Here is a 16673-nt window from a genome sequence, read left to right as displayed (position 1 = left end):
AAGAGGAGGGAGATCCCATATGAAGGACGATTTAATGGCACGTATTCAAAAAGTAACCAATAATCGGCCGCATGTTTTAGGTCATAAACACTTCCAAAGTTATTCTGTTTTATTACCTTTAATTAAAATCAATGATGATATTCATATTATTTTTGAAAAACGTGCCGAACATTTAAGACGCCAACCCGGTGAAATTTGTTTCCCAGGCGGCCGCATTGAAAAAGGACAAGAAGACAGTCAAACCGCAGCTCTTCGTGAAGCTACAGAAGAATTGCGAATTACTGAAGAAGATATCAATCTCGTTGGGCCACTTGACTTTTTCGTTTCATCCTCTGACTCCATCATCTATCCTTTTGTCGGATGGATTGAAAAAGAATTTGCGGAGATTTCTCCCAATCCTGATGAAGTAAGTGAAATCTTCACTGTTCCTGTTTCTTTTCTTTTAAATACAGAACCTAAAATTTATCAAATTCATTATAGAATTGAGCCAGAAGATAATTTCCCTTATCATCTTATCCCAGATGGAAAAGATTATAATTGGCGACCAAGAAACATGAAAGAATATTTTTATTGCTACGAAGACAAAGTCATCTGGGGGATGACGGCAAGAATGCTGAATGAATTTCTTGAAAATATCAATTAACTTTATTTATATTTTCTTATATACAAAATAGTTTTTCAATTGTAGTCTTTATATATATAAAAGGAAGAGGAGTAAATAATAATGGTTAAAGCAATATTTTTCGATCTAGATGATACTTTACTATGGGATCAAAAAAGCGTAAAAGAAGCGTTTGTTGCAACATGTCAAAAAGCAAAAGAAAAATATAATGTTGACCCCGAAAAACTTGAGGAAGCTGTCCGCAAAGAAGCAAGAGAACTATACAGCTCCTATGAGACCTACTCATTTACACAGATGATTGGAATCAATCCATTTGAAGGTCTATGGGGAAATTTTTCAGATGATCAAGAAGACTTTATGAAAATGAGCAAAATTGTACCAACCTACCGTAAAGAAGCATGGACACGAGGTTTAGCTGCTTTAGGCATTAAAGATCCTGATTTCGGGTATGAGTTGGGTGAGCTATTCCCCGCTATACGCCGGGAGAAACCATTTGTGTACGATGAATCATTTCAAGTACTTGATCAATTAAAGGGTAATTATAAATTATTATTATTAACAAATGGCTCACCCGATTTACAAAATACAAAATTAACGATTACACCAGAAATTGCTCCGTACTTTGATCAAATCGTTATTTCCGGCGATTTTGGACGAGGCAAACCTGACCCATCCATTTTTGAACATGCCTTAAAACTTATGGAAATAAACAAAGAAGACGCTATTATGGTTGGCGATAATTTAATGACTGATATTCTTGGGGCAACACGGGCCGGCATTAAATCAGTATGGATTAATCGTCATAATAAAGAAAGACTTCCTGACGTTACCCCTACTTATGAAATTAAACATCTTGAAGAGCTCTTTCCAATTTTAGATGAACTTAAGTCAGCAGAATAATCTGCTGACTTTATTTTTTTATTTTTTTCTTGACCTTTTTTGACCTTTTTGATTTAATTATAGTCAAGAAAGATCAAAGTCAATTAAGGTCAAACATTACCAATTACTCAAGGAGGAACTTTTATGTATTGTCAAATTTGTCATACAAACGAAGCTACAGTGCATTTAAATATCCAATTAAACCAACAAAAGAAACAATTACATCTATGTTCTGAATGCTATAACAAAGAAAAAGCAAATTTTAAAATTCCAAGTAGCTTTAGCCCATTCGGAGGACCAACACCATTCCAGAATGTATTTAATGGAATGAATTTTGGACAACAAGACCAAGATCTTTACACAAACCTTCATGGGCAACAAATGACTGGCCAAGCTAGTCGCGGCAACGGATTTCTTGATCAATTCGGTCGAAACCTAACAAATGCCGCAAAGGCCGGCATTATAGACCCTGTCATTGGCAGAGATAAAGAAGTAAATCGTGTGATTGAAATCTTAAATCGACGTAATAAAAATAATCCAGTTTTAATTGGTGAACCTGGTGTTGGTAAAACAGCGATCGCCGAAGGCTTAGCCTTAAAAATTGCTGAAGGAAATGTGCCGGCTAAGCTTTTAAATAAAGAATTATACTTGCTAGATGTGGCCGGTCTAGTTGCCAATACCGGAATTCGCGGCCAATTTGAAGAACGAATGAAACAATTGATTTCTGAGCTTCAAAAACGAAAAAACATCATTTTATTTATTGATGAAATCCATTTATTAGTAGGAGCTGGCTCTGCTGAAGGATCTATGGATGCTGGTAATATCTTAAAGCCTGCCTTAGCTCGAGGTGAATTGCAGCTTATTGGGGCAACAACCTTAAAAGAATACCGTCATATTGAAAAAGATGCAGCCCTTGAACGTCGGTTCCAACCCGTTATCGTAAATGAACCAACAGTAGAACAAGCAATTGAAATTTTAAAAGGAATTCAGGCAAAATATGAAAGCTTCCATGATGTAAAATATATGGACGAAGCGATTGAAGCCTGTGTCACTCTTTCACATCGCTATATTCAAGATCGCTTCCTTCCAGATAAAGCGATCGACTTATTAGATGAAACTGGTTCAAAAGTTAATTTGCAGCATGCAGGCCAAGATACAACAGAACTTAATGAACGCCTCGCTAAAATAGCAAAGGAGAAGGATAAAGCAGCAAGCGAAGAAAATTATGAATTAGCAGCAAAATTACGTCACGAGGAAATCAAGCTTGAAAAGCAGCTAGAAGCTGGAAACAATACTAAACAAGCAATCGTTGGAGTAAGTGAAATTCAAAAAATAATTGAAGAAAAAACTGGGATCCCGGTTGGAAAACTTCAACAGGATGAACAAGTAAAAATGAAAAAACTCGCTGCCAATCTTTCAGCGAAAATTATCGGCCAAGAAGAAGCCGTTCAAAAAGTTTCAAAAGCAATTAAGCGTAGCCGTGCAGGGTTAAAGGATAAAAATCGTCCAATTGGGTCCTTCCTATTTGTTGGACCAACGGGTGTTGGTAAGACTGAATTAACGAAGCGACTTGCGGAAGAGTTATTTGGAACAAAGGACAGTCTAGTCCGTCTAGATATGAGTGAATATATGGAGAAGCATTCAGTCTCGAAAATTATCGGTGCACCTCCAGGATATATTGGACATGATGAAGCAGGACAATTAACCGAGAAAGTGCGCAGAAATCCTTATTGCATCATTCTTTTAGATGAAATTGAAAAAGCGCACCTCGACGTACAGCATATGTTCCTGCAAATCTTAGAGGATGGCCGCCTAACAGACAGCCAAGGCAGAACAGTTAGCTTTAAGGATACCGTTATTATTATGACAAGTAATGCCGGAGTCGGTGCTAAGAAAGTAACAGTAGGCTTTGATAAGCAACAATCCGAGGATTCAACTGAAGGCACTATTTTAGATTCACTTGGCGCTTTCTTCAAGCCGGAATTTTTAAACCGTTTTGATAGCATCATTGAATTTAAGAGCTTGAAAAAAGAGCATATTTTACAAATCGTTGATATTATGTTGGATGATTTAAAAGCTCTATTAAACGAACAAAACATTTCAATTGATGTTTCAACTGAAGCAAAAGAAAAATTAGCTGAGCTCGGTTACCATCCTGCCTTTGGTGCACGTCCATTACGCCGTATTATCCAAGAGCAGCTTGAAGATCAAATATCAGATTTACTGTTAGACAATGGGAACATCACTGAAATAAAAGTTGCCATTGAAGACAACAAAATCATTGTGAAATAAAAAAAGCAGTGGCCGGGGTTCCTCCGGCCATTACTGATTCATGCGATCACACTTGAATTGAGAATTTCTTTTAATACATGATTAATTTTGCTCCTATGTTTCCATATGAAGACAAGCAAACCATCGATATCATCCATCATCGTTTCACCATCATCACAATAGTTTTCACCCTTACCGTGAATGGACCATCTTTCGTCTTTTTTCATTAATGTATATTGTCCACCGCGTTCCTTGTCTTTAAATACAAAATAATGCTTTTCATTTTCATAGTCATATGAAGCAATGTCTGTAAATTTCTCAAGAAATTGCATTGCATCTAACTTTTTCCTAATAATCAACTACATCACACCTTTCATCAATATACACCCTAGAAAAAAAGCTGCTATATTATTAGTTCGACATAGAAACTAAATTCCTTGTAAAAATCTAAAAAAGTTTTCAAGAAAACAAAAAGACTACTAACATTAAATTAGTAGCCCTACCATTTCTTCTTCATTTACTTTGCACTCAAGACACATATTGTTGATAACCGAAATCGTGTTATATTGGTTTTTCACCCAGATTTTATCTCTTTCAACCTTGACTACTTCTCCAGCTATCACCTGACCATAACGAGAAAAATACAAATCATTCGTTATTACTTCTTGGCCAACTGTAAATAACTCATTCATGAATATGAACTCCTTTAACTTACCATTCTTTTATTATTTAATTTTATTATACCCTAAAATGGTTGAAAATAGTCGAAAAATGTTTTTCAAAACTTTGACGATTTTTAATGCGCTTACATTTAATATCTTACAAAATCCTGTAGAATAAGAAAATTTCATTTATGAAAATGTTTACATTTGAGCATACAATTATTTTTCGAAAGTTTCTTGTAAAATATTTCACAACAAATTTTTTTCTATTGAATTGTAGTAATATTTTCTATAAAATAGGACATAGGGGATATTTATTATCTGGTACTAACAGGAGGTATAAAATGAATAATAACGATACATTTAAAGTAGTTAAACTTCTACAGGACTTGTCAAATTCTTTGAGGGGAAACACTAATATTTATGATACACAGTATGTTGATAATGTGAAAAGCCGGTTACCTCAAATTGAAAATGCTTTTTTTGAACTAAAAAAATACTTCGATCAACAAAACTAATTTTTTTTAACCTCTTTTTAACCTACCATTTCTTCACAATGAAATTGAGCGGTTGGTCAGTTTTAAAATCCATCCATTATAATTTTCCCAATAAAAAAGAGCAAGACCTGCAGATAAAATTCTACAAAATCTCACTCTAATAAAAAATTCTACTTAAACAATACTTGTTTGTGAAACAGCACTTGTATGCCATTCATTAACATCTGTACGGCAGGCATGAATTAAATCTTCAACGATTGCACTGGCAGTAGGATACATCCCCGCCCCTGGTCCGCTTAAACTAATATTACCTACAATATTCGCATGAATAGATACCGCGTTTTCAACTCCCTCTACATTATAAAAAGGATGTGAAGGTTGAACAATAGTCGGTTTTAGGATAGCCTCTATTCCTTGCTCTGTTTTTGTTATGGAGGCAATATGTTTTATTCTCAAATTAGTAGTATCATGATGTTTTATTTGATCGGGTGTAATCCCGGTAATTCCTTTGCGGAAAACAGCTTTCCAATCTGGCTGCTGACCAAAACATACTTGGCTTAATATCATCATTTTATAAAAAGCGTCATACCCCTCGACATCATTCGTAGGATCAGCTTCCGCATATCCCAATTCCTGTGCCAAGGATAGGGCTTCTTCAAACGATAAACCCTCTTCTCTCATCTTTGTTAAGATAAAATTAGTTGTGCCGTTCAAAATGCCCTCAATTTTTTGAACTTGATTAATATTTAATAGCTTATTTAATGTTTGGATAATCGGAATTCCACCGGCAACAGTCGCCTCAAAGCCGACTGTTGTTCCATAGGTTTTAGCTAATTCGATAATTTCTTGTCCATGGTGGGCAAACATTTCTTTATTGGCAGTTATTACATGGCATCTTCTCTGTATCGCCCTTGTAATATGCGAAAAGCTTGGTTCCACTCCAACAGTTGCTTCTATAACAACATCAAGTTTAGGCAACTGAATAATATCCTCGAAATGATCTGTTAATAAGATGCCTTCCTTTGGGGGGATATGTTTGTCGATATCTTTAACTAATATAGCAACAACTTTAACGTTTTGTCCTAATAGCGTTAAAAACCGCTCCTGATTTGAGTTGATAATTTCATAGACACCTTTTCCAACTGTACCATACCCTAGCAGGGCAATATTAATCGTTGACATTTTCCCACATCCTTTAAAGCTCACAGGCAAATGTTACGATACTTCCTCTAAGGCGTTGTGCTTCTTTATAAGTACAGCGATTATGGATAACCTCTAATCCGCCCTCTGTCGCAATTTCAACAGCTTTTGGCGAAATAACACCTTCCTGTAGCCAGAAAATTTTTGGATTGATTTCAAGTGCTTCTTTAGCCACTTCTATAGCGGCTTCCGGGCTTCTAAATACTTGAACTACATCAACTTTAAATGGAATTGATTTTAAATCAGGGTAAACCTTTTCGCCTAGAATCTCTGTTTCTTTTGGATTTACCGGTACAATTTGATATCCTAAGCGCTGCATTTTTCTTGTTAAACGGTAGCTTGGGCGACCAGGCTTGCCACTTAAGCCCACAACTGCTAATCTTTTCGGACGTTGGACAACCTTCCCATCAATCTCCTCCTGAACAAATGGTGATTGTAGTAACCAACGAATGACACCTTCATCGTTTACAGCAACCTCACCTTTTCCATTGCCATTAAGTGATATGCCTGTTGCTTCAAAAAATGCGCGATCAAGATCAGCTGTTAAATCTCTAAGCGATTCAATCCCAACCGATAAACGAATAAGATCTTCTGTAACACCCGTTTGTATAAGCTCTTCAGCGGAAAGCTGCTGATGTGTTGTTGATGCAGGATGAATGATAAGCGATTTTGCATCTCCGACATTGGCTACATGCGACCATAGCGAAATATTATCAATAACCTTTTTACCAGCGTCACGTCCACCTTTTATTCCGAAGTTTACCATTGAACCGAAACCGTTTTGCAAGTATTTCTTGGCTAATTCATGTGCAGGATGTTCCGGAAGTCCAGGGTAAGAAACCCATTCAACTGCTGGATGATTCTTAAGGTATTCCGCAAGCTCAGCCGCATTTTTTGTATGCTTTTCCATTCTTAAATGCAGTGTTTCAAGTCCAATAATTAATTGAAAAGCATTTTGGGGACTTAAACATGAACCGAAGTCACGAAGCAATTGGACTCTAAGCTTCGTACTATAAGCTAATGTTCCAAATTCATTCGCATATATGATCCCATTGTAGCTTGGGTCCGGTTCAGTAAATCCAGGGAATTTCGGACTATTCCAGTTAAAGCGCCCACCATCAACGACAATGCCGCCAATAGAAGTGCCATGACCTCCGATCCACTTCGTTACCGAATGGACGACTATGTCGGCCCCCCATTTAATTGGCTTACAAAGGTATGGTGTTGCAAAAGTGCTGTCAACAATTAACGGAATACCCGCTTCATGAGCAATATCTGCAACAGCTTCCACGTCAAGGACATGAAGACTTGGATTTCCAATTATTTCACCATAAACGGCTTTCGTTCTTTCTGTTATTGCATGACGGAAATTTTCAGGATCTGTTGGATCAACAAACACGACTTTAATTCCGTATTTAGGCAATGTATTAGCAAATAAATTATATGTTCCACCATATAAATTGGTAGCTGCAACAATTTCATCTCCTGCATGAGCAATATTCATAACAGCTAAGGCAATCGCTGACATTCCGGACGATGTTGCGACAGCAGCTACCCCATCTTCCAATAATGCGATCCTTTTTTCTAAGACATCAACTGTTGGGTTCCCGAGTCTAGTGTAAATATTCCCAGCCTCATCCAATGAAAATAAGCTTTGTGCATGATCTGTATTATGGAAAACGTATGAAGTAGTTTGATAGATAGGAACTGCACGAGAGCCTGTTGTTGGATCTGGTGATTGTCCCCCGTGTAATAATACTGTTTCTAAATCATAAGTGCTAAATTTTTCTGCCATTTCCAATTCCCCCTAATCACATTCGAAAACTCAACATAAAAATAAATAAAGTTAAAAAACCCTTCTTCCAATAAGGAAGAAGGGTTCATTCGCCACTCAACCTTATCTTTCAGGTAAAAACCTGCAGGATTTAGCACCTTTCAAGCATGCTTGATGGTTGCTGGACTTCAAAGGGCCTGTTCCCTCCGTCACTCTCGATAAGTATGTTTCTATTTAATTAGTAATTAGGATTATATATAAATAAATCTGAATAGTCAATAATAAAAAATAAAAAGGGCTGCCCAAATTAGTGCAACCCCTTTTCATAAGTAAAAAAATGCGTTAATTAGTTCTTTTGTGAAGCATTTACATCCGCAAGGCTGAACAAAATAAAGGTAATTCCAACCACTACAAAAGTAATATTCATTACAACTGACCATTCTGCCATTTAACACACCCCCATTTAAATCTACATCACCTAAGTTAATTTTATCAGTTCGATCTACTTTCAAAGCGATTACTTTTTGACAATTTTTCAACATTATTAAAATTTTCCACAAATAAGTATAGAAAGTAGAGATCGATTTAAACTAAGGAAGAAAAATTATGAATGGAGATGATTCATTTGACAAAACGTTCAAAGAAAAATGACGCAGATCAGAAAAACAAACAAGGACAATTCCAGAAACAACATGATACTGAATTTGGAAATGAATTTGGTAGTACCCAAGCTAACAAATATAATGAAGGCGGTGCACAATCCGGTACAAAAGAATAAATGAATGGGGCCATTAAGCCCTATTCATTTATTCTCCCACTTTAATTTTCAGGTCACCGACACCCATTTTTATTTTTATATTTGTTTTTATTTTTGCTTTTTCATAACTATCGTTAACATACTGATCATTATCCACAGATTTAAGACCTTCTGTTTCCACTTTTCCAATCCCGTTTTCGATTAATACTTTTACTCCTACATTTTTGGGAACAATGATTTCAGTATTACCGACCCCTGACTCAATACTGGCCTCAAAATCCTTTTTATAATCGCCAGCAAAATTAATCGTAGTTTGTCCAACACCAGTATAAATTTCAGCGTTTTGTAGTTGTACTGCGCTTAAATCTAGTAGATTCTCTCCTGCTCCTGTTTTTACATATAGGATAATAGGTAAATTATTATTTAGTACGACATTGCCTTTGTATTCAAGCCCTTCTAAATTTCCCATTGGTTTATTCATATTGCTTTGAATAATAGACAGCTGTCCTTCCCCTTCTGCTATTTTGTAGTCGATAACCGGTTTAAGCTCTTCCACATTATATGAAAAGTCGACTTCAGCTGCTTTAGCAGTGTTGCCGCTTAGCGTAAGGTCGCCTGCACCAAGTCGAATCGAAACATCCAACGCTTTTTCATTTTGAATATTTATACTAGATTTTTCAGATTGAAGATTTCCAATCTGAGCACCGCTACATGAAACTAATAGCAGTATCGACAGAATTGTTACCATCACGAAGAAAGCTCTCTTCATTATATAATTTCCTCCTACCATTCTTTTCTAGTTATTATGTACTTCCCTTATTATAGCAAATAGCATGAATTAGAAGTCATGACATATATTCAACAAATATTCATGAAGATTCATGAAACTTTTAAAAAATCTTGTAAAAATTTACTGTAATATATTATATAATGTGACTAATGTCATAGTGTAATTGTTATAAAGACGTAAGCCTTGTCGATCATCTATGAAAGGTTGTGGTGGAATGCCAAAGACAAGGGATAAAACTTATTTAAGAGATGGTTTAAAATTTGCTATTGTTTTCACAACTACCTATATTGTTATCGGAATAGTTGGAATCTCTATCGCAAATATATTTGTTCCGACACATAAAGAATGGGTTTTCCTGCTAATTACTACGGCCATCATGTTTTATATATCTTTACGATTTATATACCGAGACCGTGAACAAATTAGAACATTGGTAGACCAACAATTAGAGCTTACCATATATAAATCAATATTTGATCAAATGCATGAAGGCCTTGTCATTACTAACGATAAAGAAGAGATCATTACTATTAATCCTTCTTTTACAGAAATGACAGGCTACAAGGAAAATGAAGTGATAGGCAAAACTCCGTCTATTTTAAGTTCTGGATTGCATTCTCGCGAATTTTATTCAAATTTAAAAAAAGAATTAAAGAAAAACGGACGGTGGCATGGAGAAATAATAAACCAAAGAAAAAATGGACAAATTTTCCCTGAACAACTCAGTATATCTGAGATCAGCAATATGAATGGATCGGTAACTAATTATATTGGTGTTTTTACAGATATCTCATCCCAACGACAAGCAGAGGGAAAAATAGAATTTCTTACCCATTATGATTCTTATACAAGACTTCCGAAATTCAGCTTATTTATGAAGCATCTTAGTAATTTCCTGAATGACCAGGAAACAAACAAACAGAAATTTTCTTTATTTATAGTTGATACGGCAAAATTAAAAACCCTTAATGCAATGTATGGGCATAAAGTCGGTGATGAATTATTGCAGACTTTAGCTATCCGAATCCAAACAAGGTACAAGGGTCTATTCATCGGGAGAATAAATTCTAAAGAATTTGCTATCATTAACCCGAATTTATATGAGGCTGAGGCAGTCCAAAAAGAAGCTGAAAACCTTCTGCAAGAAATTGAACAGCCTTTCTATTTTGATGGAGATGAGTATTTCCTATCAGCAACAATCGGCATTGGCATTTATCCGGATCACGGAATGACTGCGGACGAGTTATACAAAAATGCTACTCTTGCAAAAACAGCAGCTAAAGAGGTTGGCTACCAATTCCAGCTTTTTGGGGATGAGCTTCTTGCGAAAGTAAGGAGAAAGGTCTTACTTGAAAAACATTTAATAAAAGCCATTGAGATGAATGAATTACAACTATATTACCAACCCCAAATAAATATTAAAACCCGGAATCTTATCGGACTTGAAGCATTAATTCGTTGGAATCACTCTACACTTGGAATGATCTCCCCTTCTGAATTTATACCTTTAGCTGAGGAAACGGGGTTAATATTAGATATTGGGGAGTGGGTCCTCGAAACCGTTTGTTTACAAATACAGAAATGGCGCTTGGCGGGTATCAAAATTCCAAAGATTGCTGTAAATTTGTCTCCTATACAATTGATGAATGCCAATTTGTTAAAGATGACAAAACATATAATCGATAAAACAAACATAGACCCAACTCTAATAGGGCTTGAAATCACTGAAAATATTAGTCTATTTCAAAAGGAATCTGTGATCCATATTATTACTAGTCTTAAAAAACAAGGTTTTAAAATCTTAATAGATGATTTCGGAAAAGGTCACTCAAATTTAAGCTACATTCAGCAACTACCAATTGATTCAATAAAAATTGATCGTTCTTTTATCTCTGATATTCCACAGAATAAAAATAATATTGCTTTAACGAAGGCCATGATCGCGATGGCTCATGAATTACAATTAACCGTTGTGGCCGAAGGTGTTGAAACGAAAGAACAACTGGAATTTTTGGATAATCACAACTGCGATTATGCACAAGGATTTTATTTAAGTAGGGCTTTACCGAGCGAAGAAATAGTAAAATTGCTATTAACGGTTAACGATGAATATCAACTCGCTTTATAGGTTAGAGATAATTTACGGTATAACGGAGGAATTACGATGAAGTTAAAAGCAAAATTAATTACCGGCGTTGCAGGCTTATCATCTATTATTATATTAATTTGTTCATTATTTACTTACATTTCAATAAAAAACTTTTCCAATAATGTAGATAATTTAACAAATGGCCTGTCAGAAGTCGTTGAAAGAGATGTTAGCGGATTTTCAGGCCATTATGCGGGTACCCTCACCTATCTTGAAGGAAAAAATGTGGTTGAAAAATTAGATAATATAATCCAGTCGATTGAATATCCTTTAAACGCCAGCAAAAGCATTACCAACCCTGCTATCCTAAAGCAGCTGTTTCAAGGATTTGTAAACAAAAATGAGTATATTTCATCCATGTATATAGCGTCCAATAACGGAATCCTTGCGACTTATTCAAAAGATAAAATGGAACCAAAACAAATTAGCGAAGAGTGGTACCAAAAAGCAAAAGCATTAAAGAATGATCAAATCTACATCTCAAATATGCAAAAAGGTAAAAGCGGCAAATCATTCATTACAATCAGCACACCTATATACACTAACAATCAATTTTCTGGCGTAATATCTGCTGACCTAAATGCCACTCTTTTAAGTGAATATATTTCACAAATTAAAGTCGGTGAAACTGGTTTTATAGCTTTAATAGGTGCTGATCGCTCTATTATCGGACATAAAGACCTGGAGCTTGTTAAGGAGGCTAAGAAGGTAAACGACTTACCGTTTTTCAAAGAAATTAGTGATGGAAGAATTTTATTAGACATTAATCAAGTAACCTATCTTCCTCTTGTCCATGAAAAAACAGGTTGGACCGTTTTATCTGTAATCCCACAGGAAGAGGTATCATCGTTTACAAAAACAATTGGTACAAATATGAGCAATAAAATAACAGAAGCCAATACAATGACTGAGAGTAGCCTATCAAAATTAGTATCCATCCAGGTGATTGTTATCATTCTGTTAATCGCTATTTCCATTGTCATAAGCTGGCTCATCGCCAGATATTTTGTTCAACCGATTAATAGCGTATCTTCTTTAATGGAGGCTGTTAGTAATGGTGACCTTTCAAGTAAGTTACAAGTGAAGTCAAAGGACGAAATCGGCATGCTGCTCCATTCGGTAAATAGAACGATAGACAGTTTACGAGACATGGTTAAAAAAATTAACAACCTCGCCCATGAAGTCGATCAAAGCTCAAACATATTGAATGAACAAGCCGAAGTTTCAAGCTCAGTTGCTAAAATTATAAATGACGCTATGGGTGAAGTTTCTTTAGGTGCTGATAAGCTGAGCACAGATATGTTCAGTGTTGCTAACAATGTTGAGCACAATGCCAATTCAATGCAGTCTATGTCAGAAAATATTTCAACTATTGCCGGACAAGCCCGAAAAACAAAAGAAGTTTCTTCAGAAGGTAAAATGGCAATGGAAAAAATGAAATCAAATATGGACATTATTGTTAAACAATCAGTTGAGTCGAGTAATATAATGAAAACACTCGATATGAGATTACAACAAATTAGCGATATTACAAAATTAATCCATGATATTTCTGAACAGACAAATTTACTTTCCTTAAATGCATCAATTGAGGCGGCAAGAGCAGGTGAACAAGGCAAAGGCTTTGCTGTAGTGGCCCAGGAGGTAAAAAAATTAGCGGAGCAATCAAGCAAATCCGTTGAAAAAGTGTCGACTTTAATTTCTGAAATTCAAAGTGATTCTACAAAGGCCTTGATCAATATTGACCAAAGTAAAAAATCAGTTGAAGAAGGTTCCGAAGTAGTGAATGATAGTGAAAGGAATTTCCATCAGATTGTAACCTATATTGATGACCTATCAAATAATATTGAAAATATCGCACAAACAGCCGATGAAATTTCAAAGCGCAGTAATGATATATTTATTTCGATTGAACGGGTAACCAATGTAAGTCAAACAACAACAGCCGGCGTTGAAGAGGTAACAGGCACAACGGATGAACAAATGGATTCAGTTCAAAAAGTAAAGGAAATTTCCTCAAGACTGCATGATTTAACTCAAGAATTAAAACACTCTGTTGGACGATTTAGATTATAATAGCGAACCGGATCTTTCCGGTTCGTTTTGATTTAAATTTGGTAAATTGTGATAGAATAGTAAGATTAGGGAATAAAGGAGTAAATTTATGAATATTATTTGTTCTACATTAAATGCAAAGTTTATCCATACAAGCCTTGCTTTACGATATTTAAAGGCTTATGCAGAACCTGAATTTCATATTCAACTAGCAGAATACACGATTAATGACCCGGTCATGAATATTGTATCTGACTTATACTCAAAAGGCCCAGATGTAATAGGATTTAGCTGTTACATTTGGAACATTGAAGAAACGATAAAAGTAATTAAAATGCTAAAAAAAATTCAACCGAAGCTCATCATCGTTTTAGGTGGCCCGGAGGTAACCTATGATACGTTTGAATGGATGGAGAAGATTAACGAAGTAGATTTTATTGCGATCGGTGAAGGCGAAAGTACGTTTAAGTCATTGCTTACTGAAATGTCTTCAACGCAGGACTATCGCAATGTTGCCGGTATTGCTTACCGAAGAAATGAAGAAGTGGTTATTAACCCACAGCGTGAAAAACTTGATTTAGCAACAATCCCTTCTCCTTATCGATTTCCGGAGGATTTTCCAAATTTATCAAAGCGCGTTGTGTACATAGAGACAAGTCGTGGCTGCCCTTTTACATGTCAATTTTGTCTTTCATCAATCGAAGTTGGGGTTCGCTATTTCAATCGTGATAAAATAAAAGAAGATATTTTATTTTTAATGGAGCATGGCGCCAAAACATTGAAATTTGTAGACAGAACCTTTAATATTAGCCGCAGCTATGCAATGGAAATGTTTCAATTTTTAATTGATCACCACTATCCTGGTACTGTCTTTCAATTTGAAATAACAGCTGACATTATGCGGCCAGAAGTCCTTCAATTTTTAAATGATCATGCCCCGGAAGGATTATTTCGATTTGAAATAGGGATTCAATCCACCAACGATTATACAAATGCGCTAGTCAAAAGAAAGCAAAACTTTGAAAAACTAACAAGGACTGTGCAAATGGTCAAGGAAGGCGGTAAAATTGCCCAGCATTTAGATTTAATTGCCGGTTTACCTGAAGAGGACTATGATTCATTCAGAAAGACGTTTAATGATGTTTTTGCATTCGAACCGGAGGAATTACAGCTTGGTTTTCTGAAAATGCTGCGGGGAACAGGTCTTAGAAGAGAGGCTGAAAAGTACGGATATATATATGAAGACCATTCCCCATATGAGATTTTAGGGAATAATGTTTTACCGTTTAACGATATCTTAAGAATAAAACAAGTAGAAGATGTACTTGAAAAATATTGGAATGCTCATCGCATGGATACTACTTTACTATATTTGGTATGGAATGTTTTTGATTCACCATTCGATTTCTTTCAGGAGTTTGGTGCCTATTGGGACAAGAAAGGCTGGAGTCGGATTGGGCATCAACTTGAAGATTTATTTGAAAGATTGTTTATGTTTTTAAGTACGAAGGAGCAATTGCCTTTAATTGTGATTGAAGCAATGATGAAATATGATTATTTAATCAGCAAATCTCATAAGCCACGTAAGCCATGGTGGCAAGATAAATTTGATAAGGATTTACGTTCTGAGTATTTAAAAACACTTAGTGAAACTCCTTCCATATTAGGTGAGGAATTTGTGCAGCTTTCATTATCTGAAAAGGATTTACACAAGCATACGATTATGGAAGTCATCCCATTTGATATCGGTCATTATCTTCAAACCGGGTCTATCAATAATGAATCAACATTAATGCTAATTTTTTATAATCCTACCCTAAAAAAGAGCGCCCTTTTTACAGCGTCATTAAAAAACATTGAAGGCTGATACAATCAGCCTTTTTACTATTCTGAATTTCGGCGTGCTCCTTCCGATTTTTCCTTTTCTGCTTGCGCATATTTTTTAGCAGCCGCAATTTCAAATTGTTTACTGGCATTTACATCACTGAATTCCAGACCAAACTCTTCTTTGCTATTCCCTCTCGGAGTTTGTTGGCTTTTTACTTCTGGGTTATTATGCCTTGGATTTTTTTTACCCATTTAATGATTCCTCCCTTTATCGTTTTCCTTCATCTTCAATTCTGTTAGAAATCCTAGCATTTTCAGCTGTTTTAAAGGCTTTCAGATCAGTAAATTCATTATCAAATTCTACCTGTGGCATACTTTCAACAGGTGTCTTGTTATTCGTTTTCGCTGCATCGTGCTTCACTTTTCGTTTCATAATAAATTCCTCCATTTTCTGAAATGACGTTACTATATATAGAATGCTGCAAATTTAAGTTACTCATTCACCAAATCATCATAAATTGCATACAATACTCTATCTTAAAAAGTGGAGTTGATGCCAAATGGCCTTATTTTTATATCTTTTTATGGGGCTTATTATAAGCTTGATTCTTTGCCTGACCCCGAATACAGGAATGAAAACATTTGGACAATTTACTATTCTCATCTTCAGTTGGCTTCCACTATTTTTGCTCGGACTTGTATTAATATCAATTTATGACCGAAACAGGATTTCGATTTAAACTACCTTTCCTTGTGGAAGGTAGTTTTTGTATATCGACAACTTGTCCAAGACATACTAACAACAATAGTGCTAAAGAGGTGATACATATGAGTAAAAATGAGAAAAAAGAAAATTTAAAATCTCCATTAATTGATGGAACAATGCCGCATCAAATTTCATCCCCTAATTTTAAAGATAGCGGGATTAAAATTGAACCACCTTTTGTGAATGAACAGGGGGTTGTTATAGGTGATAGCTTTTACGATTCTCCAAACTCACCATTAAATCAATGGACGAAAGAAACAGACCCTTCTGTTATGGCCGGGGACGAATGGGTTCATCCGACGAATGATATTGGTTGGAATACAGATGAAAATATTGATCTTGTTGAAAAGCAAAAACCACCACAAGCCGCCCCATTTATGCATCCAACCAAAGATGTAAGTAAAGGTACTGATTAAAATAGGGT

General features: G+C 35.5%; 16 protein-coding genes and 1 riboswitch. Of the genes, 9 read left to right on the top strand and 7 right to left on the bottom strand.

Features of this window, described 5'->3' with window-relative positions:
* Positions 1–19: 19 nt before the first annotated feature.
* The 3 genes from BAZO_RS00350 to BAZO_RS00340 all read left to right on the top strand — a co-directional run bounded on the left by BAZO_RS00350 (position 20) and on the right by BAZO_RS00340 (position 3793).
* The gene (locus tag BAZO_RS00350; RefSeq protein ID WP_003329231.1) at positions 20–643 is read left to right on the top strand and encodes an NUDIX hydrolase; all 624 of its coding nucleotides are present in this window, start codon (positions 20–22) and stop codon (positions 641–643) included.
* A gap of 81 nt (positions 644–724) precedes the next feature.
* Positions 725–1522, top strand: coding sequence for an HAD family hydrolase (locus BAZO_RS00345; protein WP_003329230.1), 798 nt, complete (start codon positions 725–727; stop codon positions 1520–1522).
* Positions 1523–1645: 123 nt separating this feature from the next.
* On the top strand, positions 1646–3793 hold the full coding sequence (locus tag BAZO_RS00340) for an ATP-dependent Clp protease ATP-binding subunit (protein WP_003329229.1): 2148 nt from the start codon (positions 1646–1648) through the stop codon (positions 3791–3793).
* A 38-nt stretch (positions 3794–3831) separates the two neighbouring features.
* On the opposite strand, the gene BAZO_RS00335 is transcribed toward BAZO_RS00340, so the two are convergent.
* Both BAZO_RS00335 and BAZO_RS00330 read right to left on the bottom strand, forming a co-directional pair.
* On the bottom strand, positions 3832–4131 hold the full coding sequence (locus BAZO_RS00335) for a hypothetical protein (protein ID WP_003329228.1): 300 nt from the start codon (positions 4129–4131) through the stop codon (positions 3832–3834).
* A 126-nt stretch (positions 4132–4257) separates the two neighbouring features.
* A complete protein-coding gene (locus tag BAZO_RS00330; protein ID WP_003329227.1) occupies positions 4258–4464 on the bottom strand; it encodes a hypothetical protein in 207 nt (68 codons plus the stop codon).
* A gap of 314 nt (positions 4465–4778) precedes the next feature.
* Here BAZO_RS00330 and BAZO_RS22110 point away from each other — a divergent pair, with 314 nt between their 5' ends.
* Positions 4779–4952 (top strand): hypothetical protein, encoded by a 174-nt coding sequence (locus tag BAZO_RS22110; RefSeq protein WP_157382021.1) that lies wholly within the window; start codon positions 4779–4781, stop codon positions 4950–4952.
* 153 nt (positions 4953–5105) lie between these two features.
* Here BAZO_RS22110 and BAZO_RS00325 read toward each other — a convergent pair whose 3' ends face one another.
* Both BAZO_RS00325 and BAZO_RS00320 read right to left on the bottom strand, forming a co-directional pair.
* Complete coding sequence (locus tag BAZO_RS00325) at positions 5106–6113, bottom strand: homoserine dehydrogenase (RefSeq protein ID WP_003329226.1); 1008 nt, start codon at positions 6111–6113, stop codon at positions 5106–5108.
* Between the two features lie 13 nt (positions 6114–6126).
* The gene (locus BAZO_RS00320; RefSeq protein ID WP_003329225.1) at positions 6127–7926 is read right to left on the bottom strand and encodes a PLP-dependent aspartate aminotransferase family protein; all 1800 of its coding nucleotides are present in this window, start codon (positions 7924–7926) and stop codon (positions 6127–6129) included.
* Positions 7927–8025: 99 nt separating this feature from the next.
* Positions 8026–8130, bottom strand: a riboswitch (SAM riboswitch).
* A 400-nt stretch (positions 8131–8530) separates the two neighbouring features.
* Here BAZO_RS00320 and BAZO_RS22605 point away from each other — a divergent pair.
* Complete coding sequence (locus BAZO_RS22605; protein ID WP_169315866.1) at positions 8531–8683, top strand: hypothetical protein; 153 nt, start codon at positions 8531–8533, stop codon at positions 8681–8683.
* A 28-nt stretch (positions 8684–8711) separates the two neighbouring features.
* Here the strand turns inward: BAZO_RS22605 and BAZO_RS00315 are convergent, their stop codons facing one another.
* Positions 8712–9431: a toast rack family protein gene (locus BAZO_RS00315; RefSeq protein ID WP_003329224.1), complete on the bottom strand. Its 720-nt coding sequence runs from the start codon at positions 9429–9431 to the stop codon at positions 8712–8714.
* 235 nt (positions 9432–9666) lie between these two features.
* Between BAZO_RS00315 and BAZO_RS00310 the strand changes: the two genes are divergently transcribed.
* From BAZO_RS00310 to BAZO_RS00300, 3 genes are all read left to right on the top strand, one after another.
* Entirely contained in the window at positions 9667–11580 is a 1914-nt protein-coding gene (locus BAZO_RS00310) for a putative bifunctional diguanylate cyclase/phosphodiesterase (RefSeq protein WP_003329222.1), read from the top strand.
* A gap of 36 nt (positions 11581–11616) precedes the next feature.
* Positions 11617–13677, top strand: coding sequence for a methyl-accepting chemotaxis protein (locus BAZO_RS00305; protein ID WP_003329221.1), 2061 nt, complete (start codon positions 11617–11619; stop codon positions 13675–13677).
* Between the two features lie 88 nt (positions 13678–13765).
* A complete protein-coding gene (locus BAZO_RS00300; protein ID WP_003329220.1) occupies positions 13766–15523 on the top strand; it encodes a B12-binding domain-containing radical SAM protein in 1758 nt (585 codons plus the stop codon).
* 17 nt (positions 15524–15540) lie between these two features.
* Here BAZO_RS00300 and BAZO_RS00295 read toward each other — a convergent pair whose 3' ends face one another.
* Both BAZO_RS00295 and BAZO_RS22600 read right to left on the bottom strand, forming a co-directional pair.
* Complete coding sequence (locus BAZO_RS00295; RefSeq protein ID WP_003329219.1) at positions 15541–15735, bottom strand: hypothetical protein; 195 nt, start codon at positions 15733–15735, stop codon at positions 15541–15543.
* A 16-nt stretch (positions 15736–15751) separates the two neighbouring features.
* Complete coding sequence (locus BAZO_RS22600) at positions 15752–15916, bottom strand: hypothetical protein (RefSeq protein ID WP_003329218.1); 165 nt, start codon at positions 15914–15916, stop codon at positions 15752–15754.
* Positions 15917–16311: 395 nt separating this feature from the next.
* Between BAZO_RS22600 and BAZO_RS00285 the strand changes: the two genes are divergently transcribed.
* Positions 16312–16665, top strand: a complete 354-nt coding sequence (locus BAZO_RS00285) for a DUF3905 domain-containing protein (RefSeq protein ID WP_003329217.1) — start codon at positions 16312–16314, stop codon at positions 16663–16665.
* Positions 16666–16673: the final 8 nt, after the last annotated feature.

Source organism: Schinkia azotoformans LMG 9581 (genome assembly GCF_000307855.1).
Taxonomy (GTDB): Bacteria; Bacillota; Bacilli; order Bacillales; family Bacillaceae_J; genus Schinkia; species Schinkia azotoformans.
Note: the sequence above shows the minus strand (reverse complement) of the source record. Positions and strands in the feature narration are given on the sequence as shown.